Genomic DNA, 21,557 nt, shown 5'->3' with positions numbered 1-21,557 from the left:
GCAAGCCCCTCATGAGACCGGCGTCACCCCGGGGCCCCACCGGCCACAAGCGGAATCCCGGCGGGCCGCGGCCTGCCGTGATCCCGCCCTGCCGGGCCTCCGCCCGTCAGGACGGGCTCGCCGTACCGGCCGGGCTCGGTGCCAGGGTCGGCACCTCGGCGTCCGGGCGGCGCTTGGTCTCCCGGTCGCAGCCGTATGTACGGGCCGCGTAGGCGCCGGGCCCGCCGAGCACCACCCGGCCGTCCGTGGCCCCGCTCTCCGCGAGCGTGCAGACGATCTGGGCGAGCGCCGCCGACGGCAGATCCTCCGGCTGACGGCTGAGCCGCAGCCCCCCGGCCGGATCCCCGGGGTGCGCGGCCGTGACGATCAGCGGCCCCGGTACGGAGGTGGTGAACCCGGCCTCGCGCTCGGCGGCGGACGGTTCGGCCTGCAACTCGTCCAGCAGCGCCTGCGCGATCGCCACCCGGTCCCCGGACGGCCGCCCCTCCGGAAGCCGCGCGGCGCGTTCGACGGAGGCGAGCCCCGAGGAACAGACCAGATAGACCCGGACCGGAACCCCCGACTCCGACTGCGTGATGACGTCCTTCGAGGAAATCTCGCACGGCATCCGCGAAGGCGCGGGCCCGGCGTTCACCGGCACGGACGTCGTCCTGATCCCGCACCCGCCACTCAGCGCGGCGAGCGCGACCAGCACCACACCCCCGGCGGCCCGTCCGGCCGCCCGTCTGGCGGCGGCGCCGCGTCCGGTTATCGGTCCGTTCGCGCCGGTCGGCCCGTGCTCGCCGTGTCCGTCCACACTCCCCCGTATCACGGTCTCCCACCCGCCCCTCGCGGCTCTCCCGGCTCTCCGGGCCCGTCCGGCCCGTCGGGCTCGCGGCTCCCGGTGCGTCCGTCACCGGCCCGGGACCCAGGACCCTGCCCCTGCCCCGTACCGGTGACCTGCCCCTGACCTTGGCTTTGGCCCTGGCCCTGGCCCGGCTCCGGTTCGCGGGCGCCGTCGCGCGGCAGCCGCAGGACGAACATCGCGCCGCCGCCGTCCGGCACGTTCGACGCCGTGATGTCGCCGCCGTGGATGTGCGCGTTCTCCATGGCGATCGACAGACCGAGCCCGCTCCCCTCGGAGCGGGGCCGCGACGCGCTCGCCTTGTAGAAGCGGTCGAAGACATGCGGCAGCACCTCTTCCGGGATGCCGGGCCCGTGGTCCCGTACCGCGATGACCAGCTCGTCGCCCTCGGTCCGCACCGCCACCCGTACCGGCGAACCGCCGTGCTTGAGCGCGTTGCCGATCAGATTGGCCAGGATCACATCGAGCCGGCGCGGGTCGAGCCGCGCCATGGTGCCGCGCGGGGCGTCCAGATCCACCGCGTCCAGCCAGGCGCGCGCGTCGATGCACGCCATGACCTGGTCGGCGACATCGACATCGTCCAGGACCAGCCGCGCCGTCCCCGCGTCGAAGCGGGTGACCTCCATCAGGTTCTCGACCAGGGTGTTGAGCCGCCGTGTCTCGCTCACCACCAGCGTCACCGCCGGTGCGATCATCGGATCGAGGCTGTCGACCTCTTCCTCCAGGACCTCCGTCACGGCGGTCAGCGCGGTCAGCGGGGTGCGCAGCTCGTGCGACATGTCCGCGACGAAGCGGCGGCTCGACTCCTCCCGGGCGCTCATGTCCGCGACCTTCTTCTGCAAGGACTCGGCGGCCCTGTTGAAGGTACGGGAGAGATCGGCCAGCTCGTCCTTCCCCGACACCCGCAGCCGAGTCCCGAACTTCCCCTCGCCGAGCTGGCGCGCCGCCACCCCGAGCCGCTGCACCGGCTTGAGCACGGTCTCGGCGGCGGCCTGCGCGATCAGCGCGGAGCCGATCAGGGCGAGCGCCGTGGCGATTCCCAGCGACCAGGCCAGTGAGTTGAGATCCGCCTGCTCCTGGTCGAGCGACTTGAACATGTACCCGGTCGGGCCGCCGCCGATGATCCGCGTACCGCCGACCAGATACGGCGTGCCGTCGCGCTCGGTGCGCTGCCAGAACACGTGGTACGGGTACTTGTTGGCCGAGGTGACCTTCTGCTGCTCGTTCACCGCGTCGCGCAGCGCATCCGGTACGTCGTCCATCGTGAAGACATCCGGGTCGGACGCCCCGACGATCGGCTTGCCCCGGTCGCGCGAGGCGATCAGCACCACGCTGTACCCGGCGTTGCCGCCCGCCATCCGCTCGGCGGTGCTCTGGAGATCCGACTCCCGTGGCCAGAGCGGCAGTTCGGCGGCGCGGCTCTGCATCTCCTGCTTGAAGTCGTTGAGCGCGGAGTTCTGCGTACGGGTCAGCACGGCCTGCCGGTTGAGCCAGTACGCGATCCCGGAGGCGGAGACGGCGGCGGTCAGCGCCACCAGACCGAAGACGATCACCAGCCGGAGCCGCAGACTGGTCCAGCGGAGCCCCGCGAGAAACGTCCTGCCGACCTTGCCGGTGCCGGTCCCGGTGCCGGCGCCACGGCGCGGCTTGACGTACGGGTCGACGGCCTCGCCCGCGTACTCCTGGTCACCGCGGGCATCGGGCCCGCCCTGCTCCGTACCGGATATGCCGGACGTACCGCCGGACGTACCGCCGGACGCACCGGCCGAGGCGTCGGCCGTGGTGCCGGTTCCGCTGCCGCCGCCCGTGCCGGTGCCCGCACCCGCACCCGTGCTCTTCCCGGTGCCGGTGGCATCGCCGGCGGTGTTGTTCCCGGCGCCGATGGTGTCGCCGGTGTTCGATGTGTCGCTCACGAAGGCGCGTCCAGCCGGTAGCCCACCCCGCGGACCGTACGGATGAGCGTCGGTGACGACGGCACGTCCTCCACCTTCGCGCGCAGCCGCTGCACACACGCGTCCACCAGACGCGAGTCACCGAGGTAGTCGTGCTCCCACACCAGCCGCAGCAACTGCTGCCGGGAGAGCGCCTGCCCGGGGCGGCGGCTCAGCTCCAGCAGCAGCCGCAGCTCGGTCGGCGTGAGCTGAAGGTCCTCGCCGTTCTTGGTCACCGTCATCGCCGAACGGTCGATGACCAGGCTGCCGAACGTCGCCGAATCCGTGGACTCCCGCTCGCCGCGCCGCAGCACGGCACGGATCCGGGCGTCCAGCACCCGCCCCTGCACCGGTTTGACCACATAGTCGTCGGCACCCGACTCCAGCCCGACCACGACGTCGATGTCGTCGTTGCGGGCGGTCAGCAGGATGATCGGCAACTGGTCGGTACGGCGGATACGACGGCAGACCTCGAACCCGTCGATCCCGGGCAGCATCACATCCAGCACGATCAGGTCCGGCCGTTGCTCACGGAGCAGTTTCAGGCCGTCCTCACCCGTCGCCGCGGTGGCCACCCGGTGGCCCTGGCGTGACAGGGAGAGTTCGAGGGCCGTGCGGATGGCGTCGTCGTCCTCGATCAGCAGCAGAAAAGGCACGGAGGTCATTCTGTCCCATGAGGGGACCGGAGTTCGACCGTTGCGTGCCACGGGCTCCTGTGACAGGCCTGTGACAGTCGGGGGACAGGCCCATGAAACTGGCTCGGCAAGCTTTTTGCCACACGGAACGAAGCGAACCGGGCAGCGGGAACGGGCCCGGCGGGCAAGCGGACCGGGTGACCTGACCAAACCGAAGCAAGATCCAGCCGACGGGGGGCGCGGGATGAACGCACTGCACGGAACGACCTCAAGCGCAGTGGTCACGCGTCTTCACGACGTCGCCAGGATCACCGAGAAGTCCGGCGCCGTGAACGGGCGGGGGTGCGTTCGCGGCGCCGGGCGTCAGCACAAGCCGTCGTACATGACGGTGGTTGACGCGCCGCCTCCGGCGGGCAGCGGGGGAGTCGCGTACAGGGAGGCCACGGGGGCCACGGGGGAGCGGACGGCTCCGACGACGGGGACGGGGGACGCCGAAGCGGCGTTCACCGCCTACGTCCAGGAGCGCCGCGCCTCCCTGTACGCGACCGCCTACCACCTGACCGGGGACCGCTTCGAGGCGGAGGACCTGCTCCAGAGCGCGCTCTTCTCCACGTACCGGGCCTGGGACCGGATCACGGACAAGGCGGCGGTCGGCGGGTATCTCCGCCGGACGATGACCAATCTGCACATCAGCGCCTGGCGCAGGCGCAAGCTCAACGAGTACCCGACGGAGGAACTGCCGGAGACGGTGGGCGACACGGACGCGATGCGCGGCACCGAGCTGCGCGCCGTGCTCTGGCAGGCGCTCGCCCGGCTGCCGGAACTCCAGCGGACGATGCTCGTCCTGCGCTACTACGAGGGCCGCACGGATCCCGAGATCGCGGACATCCTCGACATCAGTGTCGGCACGGTGAAGTCGAGCATCTGGCGGTCGCTCCGCCGGCTGCGCCAGGACGAGGTCCTCAGCTTCGGCCGTGACGAGGAAGAGTCCTTCGGCGAACTGGTCGCCTGAGGGCACACGGGGGAAGCACGGGGGGGGGTACGGGGACCCGTCGTTTCGGGGGAGACGGCGGGAGTACGGGGGAAATCGGGGGACCCGGGGGGATACGGGGGTAAACGGGGAAACCCGAGGGGAAATGGGGGGAGCCCGAGGGGGGATGGGGGGAGAAAAGGGGAACACGGGGGACCGTGAAAGCCGCGGGGGAACTGCGGTGACCATGGGGGAAACGAAGCGGGACCGTACCGGCTGGGGGGCCGTACGGTCCCGCTTCTCGTGCGGCGGCGCCTCCTCCGCCCGGCACCCCGTATCCCGGTCGCGCCGTCACGGGGGCCGCCCGTACGAGGTGCCCGTACGAGGTGCCCGCACGGCGCGTCCGTACGACGCGCCTGTACGGCGTATCCGTACGGCGTATCCGTACGACGCGTCCGCACGACGCGCCTGCACGGGCCCGCCCCCTGCCCGTACGGAGCCCCTAGGGGTGCCCGTACGCGTACCCCTACGGACCCTGCCCCTAAGGACCCTGCCCCTAAGGACCCTGCCCCTACGGGTCGGGTCGGGTCGGACGGGTCGGGTCGGACGGGTCGGGTCGGACGGGGCGGGTCAGACGGTGTTCCCCGTACGGGTCGCACCGCGGGGCGGGGCGAGGGTGCGACCGCCCGCGGCGGCGGCGATCCGGCCCAGCGCCTCCGCCTTGCCGCAGGGGTGCGCGCCCAGCGCCGTCTGCTTGCCGACGATCGCGCGCTCGGCGCGCATCAGCCGCCAGCCGCGCCGCAGCAGGAACGGCACCGACTTCCGCCCCTCGCGCAGATCGCGGGCGAGCCGCCGCCGGAACGTGGTCGACGGGCGGCCCCGCAGACAGAGCGCGTCGGCCAGCACCCCCAACTCCCGGCAGCGTGCCACGATGTCCGCGGCGAAGATCCCCTCGGCGAGGAAGAGCGGGGTGCGTTCGATGGCCAGCTTCTCGGTGTCGACCCGCGAACTGGTCGCGATGGAGTAGACGGGAACGGTCGTACGGCCCGTACGGCACAACTCCGCGATCGCGGTGACCGCCGCCTCCGTGTCCCAGGAACGTACGGAGTCCCAGTCGATGTCCGCGCTGCCGGGGACCAGGGGGAGGGTCGGGTCGTCGCCCTCCTTGTAGAAGTCGTCGAGGCGCAGCACGGGCAGCCCCGTACGCGCGGCGAGGGACGACTTTCCGGAGCCGGACGGCCCGGCGAGCAGTACGACACGGGTCGGAAGGGTGGGTGCGCTCACGGGACACCAGTGTGGGGCATCCATCGGCACGGTGAACCTTGGGGGGCGTTCAGGCCGCGATCAGGCGAGATCCGGGGGCCGATGTGGCGGGTTCGGCGCCATGACCGGCCGCCACTCACTACGCTGGGTGCGGATCCGCTGACACAGCGCAGCGGATCCGTCCGTCCCCCCACGCACACACACCCAGGACAATCCCCATGGCACGCACCCCCCGTACCCCCCGCACCCCACGTCACGCGCTTCCGCCCGCCCCGCGCCGCAACCTGCTCCGCGTCGGCCTCACCCTCACGGCGGCGGGCGCGGCCCTCGGCCTGAGCGGCGCGGCGGCCCAGGCGGCGGCCCCCGCCCCGGCCGCCAACTCCTCCGCCGGCTCCGGCACATCGGCGTCCGATACGGACTCCCAGCTCACCGAATCGGGCAAGGCGGCCGGCCAGGCCCTCACCGGAGCCCTCGGCTACGCGGCGGCGGGCGCCCTGAACCCGGTCACGTCCCTGAAGCTCAACCCCCTGGCGGGCACGGGCGTGGACCCCCTGGACAACGGACTCGGCACCCAGATCGCCGACTTCCAGCCCATCTCCACCACCCCCCTGACCGACCCCCTGACCCAGGGCAGCGGCGCCCTCAAGGACATGCCGGTACTGGGCGACGCGGTGAGCCAGGTGACGGGGCTGCTGCCGGGGTGAGTCGTATCACCAGGTGCGGCCGAGGTGGGTGACCAGGATACGGATGACGCCCTCGTCGATGACGTACAGGACGCGGTACTTGCCGACGTGTAACCGTCGCTCTTCGGGCGATCCGTACGCGATCGAGGTGTCCGGGCGAGGGGGCGTCGCAAGCGCGTCCACGGCCTCGAACATAGCGGAAAGCCCGACCGGGTCGTCCTTGAGGAAGCGTAGAGCCGCGTTGGTCGCACGCGGCTCCCAGATGATCTCGTAGGTCACTTGTCCAGCCCCAGCATGCGGCGGACTTCGTCGTGCGGAATGCCCGGCTTGAGAGTCCCGCGCTCCTTCTCCAGCCGGTATTCCGCGATTGCGAGCGAGTCCTCCAGATCCGCGAGGTCCTGCGGGTTGATCAGTATGGCCGCGACGTGTCCGTGGTCCGTAATGGCGATCCGCTCGCGGGAGTGGGCCGCCCGGCGAATCAGTGTGCCGAAGTTGGCGCGGGCCTCAGTCATGGCGTAGGTGTCAGTCATGTACAGAAACGTATGGCTCTGCCAAGTGCTGTGCACTTAGGAAGCCCTGTTTCCGCTCAAACGAGGGAAACCAGGGCTTCCATGTTGACGGTTCGGCGGCGCCGCCCCGTTCGGTGCCCCGTCCAGCGGGGCCGATACGGCGGCGCCGTCCCCGTCAGTACGCCGAGCCCGATGCCCCCAGGCTGCCCGTCGGGTGCCAGACCGTCTTCGTCTCCAGGAAGGCCGTCAGGCGGGCGGTGCCCGGGGCGGTGGTCCAGTCGGCCGGGGCGGGGGCGGGGCGGCGTACGCGCTTGAGGTTGTCCGCCGCCGCGATCTCCAGCTCCTTGGCCAGCGCCTCGTCCGCGCCGGTCAGGTCGATCCCGTTGACGTCCTGGTGCGCGGCGAGCGGGGCCGCGATCTCGGCCGTACGGCCCGACAGGATGTTCACCACCCCGCCCGGCACGTCCGACGTGGCCAGCACCTCGCCCAGCGAGAGCGCGGGCAGCGGCGCGGTCTCGCTCGCGACGACGACCACCGTGTTGCCCGTCGCGATCACCGGGGCGATCACCGACACCAGTCCCAGGAGCGACGACTCGCGCGGCGCCACCACCGCCACCACGCCGCTCGGCTCGGGCGTGGAGAGGTTGAAGAACGGGCCGGCCACCGGGTTCGCGCCGCCCGCGATCTGGGCGATCTTGTCCGTCCACCCCGCGTACCAGACCCAGCGGTCGACCGCCGCGTCCACCACGGCCGCCGCCCTCGCCTTCGACAGCCCCTCGGCCTCCGCGACCTCCCGTACGAACTGCTCCCGGCGCCCCTCCAGCATCTCGGCGACGCGGTAGAGGACCTGGCCCCGGTTGTACGCCGTCGCGCCCGACCAGCCGCCGAACGCCTTGCGGGCCGCGACGACCGCGTCCCTGGCGTCCTTGCGGGAGGAGAGCGGGGCGTTGGCGAGCCAGGAGCCCTTCGAGTCGGTCACTTCGTACACCCGGCCGCTCTCGCTCCGGGGGAACTTGCCCCCGACGTACAGCTTGTAGGTCTTGAAGACGTTCAGGCGGCCGGGGGCGGTGGTGCCGGCGCCGGCGCTCCCGGTGCCCTTGGCCGACGGGGATTCCTTAGACATCGAGGTACGCCTCCAGGCCGTGGCGACCGCCCTCGCGGCCGTAACCCGACTCCTTGTATCCGCCGAACGGCGAGGTCGGGTCGAACTTGTTGAACGTGTTGGCCCAGACGACACCCGCCCGGAGCTTGTTCGCGACCGCGAGGATCCGCGACCCCTTCTCGGTCCAGATGCCCGCCGACAGGCCGTACTGCGTGTTGTTCGCCTTGGCGACCGCCTCGTCCGGGGTACGGAACGTGAGCACCGACAGCACCGGGCCGAAGATCTCGTCCCGGGCGATGGTGTGCGCCTGGGTGACGTTGGTGAACAGGGTCGGCGCGAACCAGTAACCGGCGGACGGCAGTTCGCACGCGGGGGACCAGCGCTCCGCGCCCTCCGCCTCGCCGGTTTCGGCGAGCGCCCGGATCCGGGCGAGCTGCTCCGCGGAGTTGATCGCGCCCAGGTCGGTGTTCTTGTCCAGCGGGTCGCCCACGCGGAGCGTGGCCAGCCGGCGCTTGAGCGCGTCCAGCACCTCGTCGTGGACGGATTCCTGGACCAGCAGCCGGGAGCCGGCGCAGCAGACCTGGCCCTGGTTGAAGAAGATGCCCGTGACGATGCCCTCGACGGCCTGGTCGACCGGGGCGTCGTCGAAGACGATGTTCGCGCCCTTGCCGCCCAGTTCGAGCGTGGCCCGCTTCCCCGTACCGGCGATCTGGCGGGCGATGGCCTTGCCCACGGCGGTCGAACCGGTGAAGGCGACCTTGTCGATCCCCGGGTGCCCGACCAGCTCGGCGCCCGTCGTGCCGTCCCCGGTGACGATGTTGACGACGCCCTTGGGGAGCCCCGCCTGGCGGCAGATGTCCGCGAAGAAGAGCGCGGAGAGCGGGGTCGTCTCGGCGGGCTTCAGGACGACCGTGTTGCCGGTGGCGAGCGCGGGGGCGATCTTCCACGCGAGCATGAGGAGCGGGAAGTTCCAGGGGATGACCTGCCCGGCGACCCCGAGCGGACGCGGCGCCGCCCCGTAGCCTGCGTGCTCCAACTTGTCGGCCCAGCCGGCGTAGTAGAAGAAGTGCGCGGCGACCAGCGGGAGGTCCGCGTCGCGGGTCTCCTTGATCGGCTTGCCGTTGTCGAGGGTCTCCAGCACCGCCAGTTCGCGCGAGCGCTCCTGGATGATGCGGGCGATCCGGAAGAGGTACTTGGCCCGCTCGGCGCCGGGCAGCGCCGACCACTTCTCGAACGCCTTACGGGCGGCCCGTACGGCCCGGTCGACATCGTCGGCCCCGGCCTGGGCGACCTCGGAGAGCACCTCCTCGGAGGCCGGGCTGAGGGTCTTGAAGACCCTGCCGTCGGCCGCCTCGGCGAACTCTCCGTCGATGAAGAGCCCGTAGGAGGGCGCGATGTCGACGACGGAACGGGACTCGGGGGCGGGCGCGTAGGCGAAGGGGTTCGCGGGGGCGGACGCGGACGCGGGGGCGGACGCGGCGGGCTGCGCGGACGTGGGCGCGGCGGGCTGCGCGGACGCGGGGGATTGGTTGTCGGTTGCCATCTCTGCCTCAGTCCACCGTGACGTAATCGGGGCCGGAGTACCGGCCGGTGCTGAGCTTCTGACGCTGCATCAGCAGGTCGTTCAGCAGGCTGGAAGCGCCGAAGCGGAACCAGTGGTTGTCCAGCCACTCCGCGCCCACGGTCTCGTTGACCAGCACCAGGAACTTGAGCGCGTCCTTGGTGGACCGGATACCGCCGGCGGGCTTCACCCCGACCTGCACCCCGGTCTGCTCGCGGAAGTCGCGTACGGCCTGGAGCATGAGGAGCGTGTTGGCGGGGGTGGCGTTGACCCCGACCTTGCCGGTCGACGTCTTGATGAAGTCCGCGCCCGCGATCATGCCGAGCCAGGAGGCGCGGCGGATGTTGTCGTACGTGGAGAGTTCGCCGGTCTCGAAGATCACCTTCAGCCGGGCGGTGCCGGCCGCTTCCTTGACGGCGCGGATCTCCTCGTACACCTTCAGGTACTTCCCGGCGAGGAAGGCGCCGCGATCGATGACCATGTCGATCTCGTCCGCCCCGGCGGCCACGGCGTCGCGCGTGTCGGCGAGCTTCACCCCGAGCGCGGCCCGCCCGGCCGGGAACGCGGTGGCGACGGAGGCCACCTTCACCCCGGAGCCGGCGAGCGCGGCGACCGCGGTCTCCGCCATGTCGGGGTAGACGCAGACGGCGGCGGTCGCCGGGACCGTACGGTCGGTCGGATCCGGACGCACGGCCTTGGCGGCGAGCGCCCGGACCTTGCCCGGGGTGTCCGCGCCTTCCAGCGTCGTCAGGTCGATCATGGAGATGGCCAGGTCGATGGCGTACGCCTTGGCCGTCGTCTTGACCGACCGCGTCCCGAGCGCGGCGGCCCGGGCCTCCAGGCCGACGGCATCGACACCGGGCAGCCCGTGCAGGAAGCGGCGCAGTGTGCTGTCGGACGCGGTCACGTCAGCGAATGCGGGGGTGATGGTGGGCATGGTCACCAGATGAGCATATCTACGCGCGTAGCAGCCTGTACAGGGGATGTGAGCTTCGCGGACGAGGTTGTTCCCGACCCGTGATACGGCGTGCTCATATGCGGGGATACGGGCGGGCCGGACCAGGGGGCAGGGCCCGAACCGGATGCGAACCGGATGCGAGGCGGGTGCGGGGCGGGTGCGGGGCGGCCACTGTCAGTGGCGTACGGCAGAATCGGACCCATGACGACCCCTGCCCCCGACGCCGACCCCGCGCCCGAGCCGACCCCGGAGCCCGAGCCCCGGCCCGAGCCCGGCACGCCCTCGGCGCCCCCCGAGGGCACGCGCGACACCGAGCCCAAGGCGGCCCGCGCAAGGGCAGGACGTCCGACCCCGCCCGACACCACCCCGCCCGGGACCGACACCCCGGCCGGGACCGACACCCCGGCCCGGACCTCCCAGGACCCCACGCCCCCGACCGGCTCCACCACCCCCGAAACCTCCACCACCCCCGACCGGGTCTTCCGCTCGGGCGGCGGCATCCTGGGCGGGGGAGCGCTCCTCATCCTGGTCCTGTGGATCGGCATCGACGCGCTCGTCCGGGGCACCGGTCACACCCCGTGGCTGGCGCTCGCCGGGATGCTCTTCGCGCTGCCCCTGATCATCGCGTTCAGCCTGCGCCCGGCGGTCTACGCCAACGCTGACCGGCTCAGGATCAGGAACCCGTTCCGTACGATCGTCCTGCCCTGGGGCTCCGTCACGGACATCAGGGCCACGTACTCGTGCGAGGCGTTCACGCGGGACCACGGCAAGTTCCAGCTCTGGGCGGTGCCCGTCTCCCTGCGCCAGCGGAAGCGCGCCGCACGCGGGCAGACCCGCATGGCGGGCGCGGACCCGCACGGCAGAACGTCCGTCAACGTGGACACCACGGACACCGAGGCCCGCATGGCCACGGCCGACCGCACCACAGCCGACCTCCGCGAACTGGCCGAACGCTCCACCACCCGCCCCACGGCCCAGGGCACCCCGGTCATCCGCTGGGCCTACGAGGTCATAGCCCCCTCCCTGGCCGGCCTGATCGTCCTCCTGATCCTCCTGTCCCTGGGCTGACCTGCCGTTCTATGGTTCCGGCATGACGACTACGCTCCGCCTGGAGACGGTTACCGCCGCCAACTTCGATATCGCGATCGGGCTGAAGGTCCACCCCGACCAGGAGCACGTGGTGGCACCGGTGGTGAAGTCCCTCGCCGAGGCATATGTGCATCCGGACATAGCGTGGCCCCGCCTCATCTTCGACGGTGACCGGCCCGTCGGCTTCCTCATGGCCTTCCTGGGCATCGACTTCGCGGGGGACGGCACAGGCACCGACATCCGCTCGGGGCTGTGGCGGCTCAACATCGCCGCAGGTGAACAGGGACGTGGGTACGGCCGCTTCGCGGTCGAGTCCGTGGCCGCCGAAATACGCCGACGCGGCGGCACCCGGCTGACGGTCACCTGGCACCCGGGCGAGGACGGCCCCGAGGGTTTCTACCTGCGGCTGGGTTTCCGGCCGACAGGCGAGACGAGTGGGGGACCAGCGGGTCGGGGAACTGGAGCTGGGGCCGGTGAGGGTGGTGAGGCGGCGGCTCTGACCATGCTGACCACGCAGTACGCCAAGGGCCCGGGGGCCGGCACCGGACGCTTCCTCTCCCGCGAGGGCGAGATCGCCTGGTCGTCACCTGCCCGGTCCTGAAGGCCGCACAGAGGCCCCCTGCGGCCGGGCGGCCAGGACGCGTCCGACCGGCTGGCGGAGGACGGTCTTCAGCTTCTCGGGGGCCGTCCTCCGGGGATCGCTGAGGTAGATCTCGTGGTGCAGGCCGGTGGGCCGCAGGCCGTTGGCGGCGAGGTAGGTGTGGTGGAGTTCGTGCAGCACCGGCGCCTCGTCGTCGTACGAGCCGATGTGCAGCACCTGGGCGCTGGGGCCTTCGTGGAGGGTGAGGTGCCGGAGTCCGGAGATCGCGGGGAGCTTCTTCTTGGCCAGCGCGGTCCTTCGGGCCTCCGCGACCATCTCCCCGGTGATCCAGGAGGGCATGGCGATGAGCATGGTCCAGCTCCAGGTGTCCTTGGCGCCGCTGGTGAACGCCTCGGGCCGGTCCGCCCACCACAGCCCTTCCAGCGGAGCGACGACGAAGTCGCCGTTGCTGTTGCCGTCCGGCCTGCGCTTCGCGGCGAACTTGAGGGTGTAAGCGACCGCGTACAGGGCCTGGACCGCGTCGGCGTAGGCGGGCGCGGTGTTGGGGTTCCCCGCACCGTCGACGGCGATGAACCGCTGCTCGGGGACGTCCACGACGGCCCAGGTCCTGTTCTTGGGCGCGTAGAACTCTTTCCGCTCCCGCTTGACGTCGTACGGTGCCATGGGCGTCGCTCTCCTCCGGCTCTTCGGGTCCTTCAGGCCGTTCAGGCCCTTCCCGGACCTGGACCTCAGGCGTGTTCGGGCAGCAGTTCGGTGAGCAGACTACGGACGCGCCGCTCGATCTCGTCCCGGATCGGGCGAACGGCCTCGACCCCTTGTCCGGCCGGGTCGTCGAGCTTCCAGTCGAGGTAGCGCTTGCCGGGGAAGACGGGGCAGGTGTCCCCGCAGCCCATGGTGATCACCACGTCGGAGGCGCGGACGGCGTCCACCGTCAGGATCTTCGGGGTCTCGGCGGACAGGTCGACGCCCCGTTCCGCCATCGCCTGGACGGCGGCCGGGTTCACGGCGTCGGCCGGCGCGGAGCCGGCGGAGCGTACCTCCACCCGGCCGCGCGCGAGGTGGGTGAGGAAGGCGGCGGCCATCTGCGAGCGCCCCGCGTTGTGGACGCACACGAAGAGCACGGACGGGGTGGACCGGAGGCCGGATGGCGCGGGCTGGACGTCAGGCATGGGTGGAACCTTCCGAAGCGGTGGTACGGGTGGATCCGGCGGCCCCGGCGGCCCCGGCGGCCCCGGCGGCCCCGGGAGTTACGGGGGTTACGGGAGCCGTGTGGGCCGGGGGGAAGAAGCGGCGGGCGGCGAGGGCGACGTACACGAGGCCGATGAGGACGGGCACCTCGATGAGGGGGCCGACGACCCCGGCGAGGGCCTGGCCGGAGGTGGCGCCGAAGGTCGCGATGGCGACGGCGATGGCGAGTTCGAAGTTGTTGCCCGCCGCCGTGAACGCCAGGGTCGTCGCCTTCGGGTAGCCGAGGCCGACCGCGCGCCCGACGGCCAGGGAGCCGGCCCACATCAGCGCGAAGTAGACCAGGAGGGGGAGGGCGATCCGGGCGACGTCGAGGGGCCGGGAGGTGATGGCGTCGCCCTGGAGCGCGAAGAGCACGACGATCGTGAACAGCAGTCCGTACAGGGCGAAAGGACCGATACGCGGGACGAGCGTCGCCTCGTACCAGACCCGGCCCTTCGCCTTCTCGCCCAGGCGGCGGGTGAGGAACCCGGCCAGCAGCGGGATGCCGAGGAAGACGAGGACGGAGCGGCCGATCTCCCACACGGAGACGTCGAGCGCGGCCTGCTCCAGGCCGAGCCGGCCCGGCAGCACGTCGAGATAGAACCACCCGAGCCCGGCGAACGCGACGACCTGGAAGACGGAGTTGAGCGCGACGAGGACGGCGGCGGCCTCGCGGTCGCCGCAGGCGAGGTCGTTCCAGATGATGACCATGGCGATGCAGCGGGCCAGGCCGACGATGATCAGACCGGTGCGGTACTCGGGCAGGTCCGGCAGGAAGAGCCAGGCGAGGGCGAACATCAGCGCCGGGCCGACGAGCCAGTTCAGGACCAGGGACGGGACGAGCAGGCGCCGGTCGCGGCTGACGGTGCCGAGGCGGTCGTACCGTACCTTTGCGAGGACCGGGTACATCATCACCAGCAGGCCGAGCGCGATCGGCAGCGAGACCCCGGTGACGGTGACCTTCGCGAGCGCGTCGCCCAGTCCGGGCGCCAGGCGGCCGAGACAGAGCCCGCCGGCCATCGCGGCGAGGATCCACACGGCGAGGAACCGGTCCAGGAAGGAGAGGCGGGCGGCGATGGGCCCGTCCCCGGCCCCGGCCCCGGTCACGTCACCCGCACCGCGTACGTCGCCCATATCGCTGATGTCGCTCACGTCGCTCACGTCGCTCACGGGGCGGTCCCGGCAGGCTCGGACGGTGCGCGTACGGGTTCGGCCGGTGCGTCCACAGGCTCGGCCGGGGCCGTGCCCGGGCGGGTCAGGACGGCGGCGAGCCGGTCCGTCGTCTCCGGCAGCAGCCGGTAGTACACCCATGTCCCGCGCCGCTCGGAGCCGATCAGCCCGGCCTGCTTGAGCAGCTTCAGGTGGTGCGAGATCGTCGGCTGCGACAGGTCGAAGGCGGGGGTGAGGTCGCAGACGCAGACCTCCCCGCCGTCCCGCGAGGCGATCATCGAGAGCAGCCGCAGCCGCACCGGGTCGCCCAGCGCCTTGAAGACCCTGGCGAGTTCGTGCGCCGTCTCCTCGTCGAGAGGGGCGCTCAGCAGCGTGGGGCAGCAGACGTCGTCGCCCGCGCCGTTGTCCGTGCTGTCTCCCGCGCTGCCGCCCGCGCCGTCGTCCGTGCCGGCACTCCGGCCGAGCACCACAAACTCTTGTTTCGACATTCTTCTATGTTGACGTTCTTCGATCCAGAGTGCAAGGCTGGATCGAAGAACATGGATGCAACCTGGATGCAGCGCAATGTGCCCCGTCACGACCGAGGAAGCGCGGCGACTGCGTCGGCTGCGTCGCGGGCGCCCGCCTCCCGGCGTCTCCGGTGATGTCGGCTATCGGCATCAGCTCCTGAGGAATTCCAGCAGGTCCCGGTTGAACCTCTCCTTGTCGCCGGGGACCATCGCGATGCCGTGCGAGCCGCCCTCGTAGACCTTGAGGACGGCGCCGGGGACGAGCGAGGCGGTCTTGCGGCCGGTGGCGTCGATCGGGACGACCTGATCGTCGTCGCCGTGCACGACCAGCACCGGGATGTCGAACTTGCTCAGGTCGCCGTGGAAGTCCGTACGCCCGAAGGCGTCCACGCACCGGACGCCGCCCTCGATCGTCTGGGCCATGGCCATGTACCAGAACGCGTCCACGTTCCCCGGTGTGGCGGTGCTGCCCGTCCGGTTGGTCCCGAAGAACCCTGCCGCGGTGTCCTTCCAGAACTGGGAGCGCTCCGTGAGGATCCCGGACTTGATCTGCTCCAGGACGCTCTCCGGAACCCCGTCGGGGTTGTCGGGCCCCGCCAGCATCAGGGGCGTGATCGCCGAGAGCAGCACCGCGGACCTGACCCGCGAGGTGCCGTGCCGCCCGATGTACCGGGCCAGCTCCCCGCCGCCCATGGAGTGGGCGACCAGGGTGACGTCACGCAGGTCCAGGCCGGCCAGGAGGTCGTCGAGGTCGTCGGCGAAGGTGTCGAAGTCGTACCCGTCCCACACGGGCGTGGACCGCCCGTGCCCCCGCCGGTCGTGCGCGATCCCCCGAAACCCGGCGTCGGCCACGGCCTTGAGCTGATCCTGCCAGGCGTCACCGTTCAGGGGCCAGCCATGGATGAAGACGACCGGGCGGCCGGACCCCCAGTCCTTGTAGAAGATCTTGACGCCATCGCGAGTCGTGCGGTACGGCATGAACCTGACCTCTCTGAGGGGGGCGCGGGTACGCGGATACGTGGGTACGCAGGGGTGCGCAGGGGTACGCGGACACGTGGGTACGCAGGGGTACGCGCCCCACGGCCAGGTAATCGGTGCCCCCATCGGGCGCGGGCCCCTTCCCGGTGCGGTCGAACGAACCGCAATTCCGTCCGAAAGAGTGAGCACTCGGAGGCGGGGCAGCGGCAGTCCCTACACGGTCAGGCTTGTTGTGCGGGCCGGTGTGAGGCTGCGGGTGAGTGGGGCGAAGAGGTGCGGGTCCGGTTGCCTTGCGGGGCACGCGGTAGTGGAGTGGGGTGGTGGCACGCCGTCTCGGCGTCCGCCCGCCGTCCGTTTGCCGGGACTCAGGCCCCGCTGTTCACCGTTCGTCGTTCGGCGAGCGGTTCCGGCCGAGGGGTAACTGGGGTGGCCCCGGTACGTTTGGGCGCCCTGAGGGCGGCCCCCTTCCAGCTCTGATTGTCGCGGCTCCGGTCCGGGTATCAAGGGCGCTCCTTCGTCGCGTCGGCTGCGCCGATTCCGCTGCGCTCCACCCTTGACACCCGGCCCTCCGCCGCGTGAAGAGCTTCCGGGAGGGGGCCGCCAGGGGAAAGACTCCCCCTGCCCAAGCACGTCCGTTGTCCTGCCGTCGGCAGGCTGCGGCTCGGCTCGCCCTGCGGGGCACGCGACAGTGGAGTGGGGTGGTGACGCCTCGGCTCAGCGTCCGCCCGCCGTCCGTTTGCCGGGACTCAGGCCCCGCTGGTCACCCGCCATCGTCGCCCACCCCGGTCACGGCCGAGAGGTATCCACGGTGATCCCGGGTGCGAGGGCTCGGCTCTGAAAAAGGAGGGCCGAAGGCTCCTTCTGGTTGTCGCTTTTCGCGCACGTGGCCCGATGCCGTGTCGCGGGTGGGGCGGGGTGGGCCTGGTGTGATGGGGGAGGTGCCCGGAGGGGTGGTCGTGGTGGGGATGGTGTGCGGGGTGGGCGTGAGGGCGCCCGCATACGTCCCCGCCCCGGGGCCGATCCGTCGATCCGGCGGACCAGTGGAGCGCCGGGGCCAGTACGGGCCCCGTGCCTCTGCGCACCCCGAGGGCACGTGCGGCCTTTCCCGTAACAGGTTTGGCTGCTGACGGGCATGACTGTGACACAGGAGGCGCCCCGAGGCAGGGACGTGCGCAAAAAGTGCCTCCCCCCAACACCACTCCCCACGCACCGCCTTGCCTCCGCACCCCGTTGAGGGGGCTCCCCGTCGTACCAGGCCCGTCCCGCCCCACCTGCCTCGTGGGCGGGTGGCCCGTGCGCGAAAAGCGACAACCAGACGGAGCCTTTGGCCCACCTTATTCAGAGCTGATATCCCGCACCCGGGATCGCCTCGGCTACCTCTCGGCCGTGACTGGGGTGGGCGAAAGAGATGGGTGACCAGCGGGGCCTGAATCCCGGCAAACGGACGGCGATCAGACGCTTAGCCGAGGCGTCACCACCCCACTCCACTGCCGCGTGCCCCGCAGGGCGAGCCGAGCCGCAGCCTGCGGACGGCCCGGGCGACAGACGTGTCGTTGCAGGGGGAGTCTTTCCCCTGGCGGCCCCCTCCCGGAAGCTCTTCACGCGGCGGAAGGGCGCGGGTCAAGGGTGGCCGAAGGCCATCGGCGAAGCCGACGCGCAGCGCCCTTGACGCGCGGCCTGGAGCCGCGACAATCAGAGCTGGAAGGGGGCCGCCCTCAGGGTGCCTATACGTACCGGGGCCACCACGGTTACCTCTTGGTCTGAAACCGTTCGCCGACAACGGCGGGTGAACAGCGGGGCCTGAGTCCCAGCAAACGGCGATCAGACGCCGAGACGGCGTGCCACCACCCCACTCCACTGCCGCGTGCCCCGCAAGGCGGACCATCCGCACCCATCCAACCCACCACCCGCAGCCTCACACCGGCCCGCACAACGAACTCGGCTTCCCCGGGGGAGCGGTCCCGCAGCGCCGACACGCTCTGCGCCCGCGCCGCGCTGGCCCACTGGGGACCATCCCCGCGTACGCGGGGCAGACCAGGAGCCTCCGCTGCGGTCGAACGCGTACGCCGGAGCATCCCCGCGTGCGCGGGGCCGAGCGTGCACCAGCGGCTCAGAGTGGCCCTGGTCCATGGACCACCCCCGCGTGCGCGGGGTCGAAGCGATCGGGTTCCTGATCGTGGGCCGGTCCGGGGGACCACCCCCGCGTGCGCGGGGCTGAGGCTTGTCGGCCTGGGAGTTTATCTGGCGCAGGGGGCGTTGGCGTTGGGGTCAGGGCATGCGGGCGGTGACGCGTTCGCCTCGTACCAGGTAGGCCGTGCGGCCCGTTGCCCAGGCTTCGTACGCGGCGCGGATGCGGTCCCGTTCCGGGACCAGGCAGAGGCCTGCCGTTTCGTCCATCGAAGCCCAGCGGTACGCGGTGAGCTCCGGGGCGGCGTTTTTCTCTGGCCCGGGGAGGGTGACCTCCGTACCCACGGGCAACTCGCCGCCGTTGAAGACGATCTGGATGCCCTCCGGTGCCGTACCGGTGAGCGGTACGTAATCCACCGCCAGGACTTCTTCCGGTGGGGCGACCGGGATGCCGGTCGTTCGTCTGATCTCCCGGAGGTATGTGGTGTGCGGTGCCTCTGATGCGGGGGAGTCGGTGCCGGGCAGGCGCCAGAAGCCGTGGTCGGGGGCGTCGTTGCCCGGCAGGACGAGGAGGATTCTCAGCCCGGGTTCCACATCCTGGGTGAAGAACGCGGCGATGCCGGTTCGGCGGGGTGGGGTTTCCGACCAGGGGCCGCCGCTGGGGCCTCCCCTGGGGTTGTCGTCGGGGCCGCCCCAGCGGTTGTCGTCGGGTCCGCCCTCTCCGGGGCCGCCACCGCGCTTGCCCCCAGGTCCGGCCCCGGGCCCGCCCCTGTCCGGCCCGGTCGGCCTGTCCGTTGCCATGTGCCGGGTCCCTTCTCGTTTCTGTCTCTCCCCACGCTTCTCTTTCCGGCCGGGGGGTTTGGGGCGCGGCCCCTCCGCCGCGTCGTCGTCCGCCTCCAGCGGTACGGCGCCGCCCAGGCCCAGCAGGACCAGCTTCAGCAGGCGTACGTACGCCGGGTCCTCGCGGGTCAGGGGCCGGTCGGTCGGTACCAGGTCGGCGGCGGAGCCTTCGGCGACGGAACCTTCGGCAAAGGGGCCTTCGGCACCGGGGCCTTCGGGGTGGACGGGCATGCGGTGGACTCCAGGGTGAAGATCAGGCTCTTGCCGTTGAGCGTCGTGACCACGGACCAGCCGGGGGCGAGGGCGTCGAGCAGTTCGAGCCCTCGGCCGTGGCTGTCCCACGGGGTGACCGCGCGGCGCGTCGGCTCGTCCTTGGACCGGTCGTGCAGCTCGATCTGGATCGAACTCCCCACGGGCGAATGGCAAATCAGATCGAACCCGCCCCCGCCGGCATGCAGCACGGCGTTCGTCGCCGTCTCGGTCACCAGCAGCTTGACGGTGTCGTGGTCCACCCAGGGGTACGGCGCGTAGGCGCGGGCCGCTATGGCTCTGGCCTCGGGCACGGCAATCGCCGTACAGGGGTAGCGCTCCAGCGCCAAGACGTAACCACGCTGCTCCATTGCCGACACCTCTCAGGCGCGCGGGACGAAGGTCACACACAGCGGCGCGATGCGTGCGCTGAGTGCGCGAGCAATTGTGGTCGCGCGACCCGGTCGCGCGCAAGCTGGCTGTGCGAAGTCGAGTGCGCGAGCGATACGCTGCGGGCGTCGGAGCCTCATGCCGCCTGGGAGGGAACGCTCTTGTCCGTGAGTGCCAACGCCAACGCGGTCTTCGTCATGAGGCGGGTTGGCGAAGAGCTTGCGCGGCTACGTGAGGGGGCTGGCCTTCGGCAGGACGACATCGCGGTACGCCTGGGCTGCACGCGGCACACCGTCAGCAAGATCGAGCGGGGTAAGGCTTTTCCCACTCCGGACCAGCTCGAAGAGATGCTGCGGGAGTACGGCGCGAACGCGGGGCAACGCACGGCTGTGGCGTCGATGGTCGACCAGGGGAGGTCGCAAGGGCGCGCGTGGTATGAGCAGGCCAGATTCCGGGCGCTCTACCCTGGCTTGAGCTATCGGTACTTCTCTCTTGAGGACGGTGCGGAGCGTATCTCGGCACACTCGGGAACGTATGTTCCCGGTCTCCTTCAGACCCGTGAGTACATTGAGGCACTTGCCGCCTACGGCCAGAAGGATGAGGGGCTGGAGCGTCGGGAAGCTTTTGTAGAGGCTCGGATGAACCGGAAGGCGATTCTCTCGCGTAGCGATCCCGTCATCCTGGACGCGCTCATCCTTGAGGCTGCTCTTCGTTCGATGGTGGGTGGCCCAGAGGTGATGCGTACGCAGCTCAAGTACTTGATTGCCTGTGCCGAGTTGCCGAACGTCACCTTGCGGGTCATCCCCTTCTCGGCAGGAGCCGCGAGTGCGGTGGGCATCCCGTTCACCATCATGGATTTTCCTGGGGACGGAGATCGCAGCGTTGTCTGGCAGGATGTCGTGAGAGGCGATGTCGCCGAGGATGACCCGGCCGATGTGCGGCGCATCAGGCGGAAATTCGCCGACTTGACTGCCAGCGCGCTGAGCGAGGTAGAAACAGTTCGGTACATCGAAGAGATCGAGAAGGAAATCCCGTGATCAATCCGAAGGGTGACCTGTACGCCGCGCCGCTCGACGGTGAGTGGGAGAAGTCCTCGTTCAGCCTTGCCAACGGCAATGACTGCGTCCAGGTCATGCCCATCGAGGGCGGCGTCGCCTTCGGGGACACCAAGCGCCGGGACCTGGACGGCGCCCTCCGGTTCACCGATCGGGAGATGCTGGCGCACATCCTCGCCGTCAAGGCGGGCCAGTACGACCACCTCATTCCGGAGGGCACCGAACTCTGATCCGTCGCGCCGTCCCTGACGTTCGCTCAGTTCCTTTGCAAACTCTTCGCAACCCGCGCCTCCGCTGACAGCCGCTGGTCCAGGGCTGTCCCGAGCCCCAGGGTATTGTCCTGGCCGGGGGCGATTCGCGAGAGTGAAGGGGGCCACGCGTGGCGTGGGACGAGTGGGAGCAGGCCAAGGCCGATGCGGCCGGGCGGCAGGCCGTGGCGATGCGGCTGAATCAGGTTCCGGCGGACCAGGGGGCCTCGGCCAGCGAGGTGACCGGTGGGCTGAAGACCAGCAAGAAGGCGTGGACCACGGCCGGCGAAGGGGTCGGCTCGCTGCGCACGGGCATCGGCACCGCGCTGACCAAGCTGGAGGATGGCCAGTCCGGGCTCGGGGCGACGACCGGGTGCCTGAGCGCCGCCGCGCAGAAGGAGGTCTACGACTCCTGGAAGGCGTACGCCAAGAAGGTCAGCGGGCGGTGCGGCTCGCTCCAGAGTCTCCTGGAACGAGTGGGCAACGACCAGTTGCGGACCGATGAGTCCGTCAAGAGCGAGCTCGACCAGCTCAAGAAGAAGTACGCGGACACGCCTGCCGTCGGCGGTCAGACGGGCGGCCACACGGGCCACACCGGTGGCCGGTGACGGTGACAGC

General features: G+C 71.0%; 22 protein-coding genes and 1 pseudogene. 7 read left to right on the top strand and 16 right to left on the bottom strand.

Annotated features, from left to right (window positions below; all coding sequences use genetic code 11):
* Positions 1-106: 106 nt before the first annotated feature.
* From AB0O07_RS23570 to afsQ1, 3 genes are all read right to left on the bottom strand, one after another.
* Complete coding sequence (locus AB0O07_RS23570) at positions 107-796, bottom strand: hypothetical protein (RefSeq protein WP_365636341.1); 690 nt, start codon at positions 794-796, stop codon at positions 107-109.
* A gap of 11 nt (positions 797-807) precedes the next feature.
* Entirely contained in the window at positions 808-2,412 is a 1,605-nt protein-coding gene (locus tag AB0O07_RS23565) for a HAMP domain-containing sensor histidine kinase (RefSeq protein ID WP_365636790.1), read from the bottom strand.
* 341 nt (positions 2,413-2,753) lie between these two features.
* A complete protein-coding gene (afsQ1, locus tag AB0O07_RS23560) occupies positions 2,754-3,431 on the bottom strand; it encodes a two-component system response regulator AfsQ1 (protein ID WP_365636338.1) in 678 nt (225 codons plus the stop codon).
* Positions 3,432-3,654: 223 nt separating this feature from the next.
* Between afsQ1 and AB0O07_RS23555 the strand changes: the two genes are divergently transcribed.
* Positions 3,655-4,422: a SigE family RNA polymerase sigma factor gene (locus AB0O07_RS23555; protein ID WP_365636335.1), complete on the top strand. Its 768-nt coding sequence runs from the start codon at positions 3,655-3,657 to the stop codon at positions 4,420-4,422.
* 588 nt (positions 4,423-5,010) lie between these two features.
* On the opposite strand, the gene AB0O07_RS23550 is transcribed toward AB0O07_RS23555, so the two are convergent.
* On the bottom strand, positions 5,011-5,688 hold the full coding sequence (locus AB0O07_RS23550; protein ID WP_365636333.1) for an ATP-binding protein: 678 nt from the start codon (positions 5,686-5,688) through the stop codon (positions 5,011-5,013).
* Between the two features lie 173 nt (positions 5,689-5,861).
* Between AB0O07_RS23550 and AB0O07_RS23545 the strand changes: the two genes are divergently transcribed.
* Positions 5,862-6,347 (top strand): hypothetical protein, encoded by a 486-nt coding sequence (locus AB0O07_RS23545; RefSeq protein WP_365636330.1) that lies wholly within the window; start codon positions 5,862-5,864, stop codon positions 6,345-6,347.
* A 6-nt stretch (positions 6,348-6,353) separates the two neighbouring features.
* On the opposite strand, the gene AB0O07_RS23540 is transcribed toward AB0O07_RS23545, so the two are convergent.
* The 5 genes from AB0O07_RS23540 to deoC all read right to left on the bottom strand — a co-directional run bounded on the left by AB0O07_RS23540 (position 6,354) and on the right by deoC (position 10,435).
* Positions 6,354-6,605 (bottom strand): type II toxin-antitoxin system RelE/ParE family toxin, encoded by a 252-nt coding sequence (locus AB0O07_RS23540; RefSeq protein WP_365636327.1) that lies wholly within the window; start codon positions 6,603-6,605, stop codon positions 6,354-6,356.
* Positions 6,602-6,856 (bottom strand): type II toxin-antitoxin system Phd/YefM family antitoxin, encoded by a 255-nt coding sequence (locus tag AB0O07_RS23535; protein WP_365636325.1) that lies wholly within the window; start codon positions 6,854-6,856, stop codon positions 6,602-6,604. The genes AB0O07_RS23540 and AB0O07_RS23535 overlap by 4 nt, the downstream gene beginning before the upstream one ends.
* Positions 6,857-7,010: 154 nt before the next feature.
* Positions 7,011-7,958 (bottom strand): aldehyde dehydrogenase family protein, encoded by a 948-nt coding sequence (locus tag AB0O07_RS23530; RefSeq protein WP_365636323.1) that lies wholly within the window; start codon positions 7,956-7,958, stop codon positions 7,011-7,013.
* Complete coding sequence (locus AB0O07_RS23525; RefSeq protein ID WP_365636321.1) at positions 7,951-9,480, bottom strand: aldehyde dehydrogenase family protein; 1,530 nt, start codon at positions 9,478-9,480, stop codon at positions 7,951-7,953. The genes AB0O07_RS23530 and AB0O07_RS23525 overlap by 8 nt, the downstream gene beginning before the upstream one ends.
* A gap of 7 nt (positions 9,481-9,487) precedes the next feature.
* Positions 9,488-10,435, bottom strand: coding sequence for a deoxyribose-phosphate aldolase (gene deoC / locus AB0O07_RS23520; RefSeq protein ID WP_365636788.1), 948 nt, complete (start codon positions 10,433-10,435; stop codon positions 9,488-9,490).
* A gap of 222 nt (positions 10,436-10,657) precedes the next feature.
* On the opposite strand from deoC, the gene AB0O07_RS23515 reads away from it, so the two are divergent.
* Together AB0O07_RS23515 and AB0O07_RS23510 are read left to right on the top strand one after the other, a co-directional pair.
* Complete coding sequence (locus AB0O07_RS23515) at positions 10,658-11,524, top strand: PH domain-containing protein (protein WP_365636318.1); 867 nt, start codon at positions 10,658-10,660, stop codon at positions 11,522-11,524.
* 22 nt (positions 11,525-11,546) lie between these two features.
* Positions 11,547-12,045: pseudogene (locus AB0O07_RS23510) on the top strand (GNAT family N-acetyltransferase).
* Positions 12,046-12,128: 83 nt separating this feature from the next.
* Here the strand turns inward: AB0O07_RS23510 and AB0O07_RS23505 are convergent.
* From AB0O07_RS23505 to AB0O07_RS23475, 7 genes are all read right to left on the bottom strand, one after another.
* Positions 12,129-12,809: a GyrI-like domain-containing protein gene (locus tag AB0O07_RS23505; RefSeq protein WP_365636315.1), complete on the bottom strand. Its 681-nt coding sequence runs from the start codon at positions 12,807-12,809 to the stop codon at positions 12,129-12,131.
* Positions 12,810-12,874: 65 nt separating this feature from the next.
* Complete coding sequence (locus AB0O07_RS23500) at positions 12,875-13,315, bottom strand: arsenate reductase ArsC (protein WP_365636312.1); 441 nt, start codon at positions 13,313-13,315, stop codon at positions 12,875-12,877.
* The gene (arsB, locus tag AB0O07_RS23495; RefSeq protein ID WP_365636786.1) at positions 13,308-14,507 is read right to left on the bottom strand and encodes an ACR3 family arsenite efflux transporter; all 1,200 of its coding nucleotides are present in this window, start codon (positions 14,505-14,507) and stop codon (positions 13,308-13,310) included. The genes AB0O07_RS23500 and arsB overlap by 8 nt, the downstream gene beginning before the upstream one ends.
* A gap of 32 nt (positions 14,508-14,539) precedes the next feature.
* A complete protein-coding gene (locus tag AB0O07_RS23490) occupies positions 14,540-15,031 on the bottom strand; it encodes a metalloregulator ArsR/SmtB family transcription factor (protein ID WP_365636310.1) in 492 nt (163 codons plus the stop codon).
* 171 nt (positions 15,032-15,202) lie between these two features.
* Positions 15,203-16,030 carry an alpha/beta hydrolase gene (locus AB0O07_RS23485; protein ID WP_365636308.1) on the bottom strand — a complete coding sequence of 276 codons (828 nt, stop codon included), beginning with the start codon at positions 16,028-16,030 and terminating at the stop codon, positions 15,203-15,205.
* A gap of 2,268 nt (positions 16,031-18,298) precedes the next feature.
* The gene (locus AB0O07_RS23480) at positions 18,299-19,228 is read right to left on the bottom strand and encodes a hypothetical protein (RefSeq protein ID WP_365636306.1); all 930 of its coding nucleotides are present in this window, start codon (positions 19,226-19,228) and stop codon (positions 18,299-18,301) included.
* The gene (locus AB0O07_RS23475; protein WP_365636304.1) at positions 19,126-19,617 is read right to left on the bottom strand and encodes an ATP-binding protein; all 492 of its coding nucleotides are present in this window, start codon (positions 19,615-19,617) and stop codon (positions 19,126-19,128) included. Before AB0O07_RS23475 ends, AB0O07_RS23480 begins: the two co-directional genes overlap by 103 nt.
* 186 nt (positions 19,618-19,803) lie before the next feature.
* Between AB0O07_RS23475 and AB0O07_RS23470 the strand changes: the two genes are divergently transcribed.
* The 3 genes from AB0O07_RS23470 to AB0O07_RS23460 all read left to right on the top strand — a co-directional run bounded on the left by AB0O07_RS23470 (position 19,804) and on the right by AB0O07_RS23460 (position 21,547).
* Complete coding sequence (locus AB0O07_RS23470) at positions 19,804-20,673, top strand: helix-turn-helix transcriptional regulator (protein WP_365636302.1); 870 nt, start codon at positions 19,804-19,806, stop codon at positions 20,671-20,673.
* Complete coding sequence (locus AB0O07_RS23465) at positions 20,670-20,921, top strand: DUF397 domain-containing protein (RefSeq protein WP_365636300.1); 252 nt, start codon at positions 20,670-20,672, stop codon at positions 20,919-20,921. Before AB0O07_RS23470 ends, AB0O07_RS23465 begins: the two co-directional genes overlap by 4 nt.
* A 149-nt stretch (positions 20,922-21,070) precedes the next feature.
* Positions 21,071-21,547, top strand: a complete 477-nt coding sequence (locus tag AB0O07_RS23460) for a hypothetical protein (RefSeq protein ID WP_365636298.1) — start codon at positions 21,071-21,073, stop codon at positions 21,545-21,547.
* Positions 21,548-21,557 lie beyond the last annotated feature (10 nt).

It is taken from the genome of Streptomyces sp. NPDC093085 (assembly GCF_040683935.1).
Lineage (GTDB): Bacteria > Actinomycetota > Actinomycetes > Streptomycetales > Streptomycetaceae > Streptomyces.
Note: the sequence above shows the minus strand (reverse complement) of the source record. Positions and strands in the feature narration are given on the sequence as shown.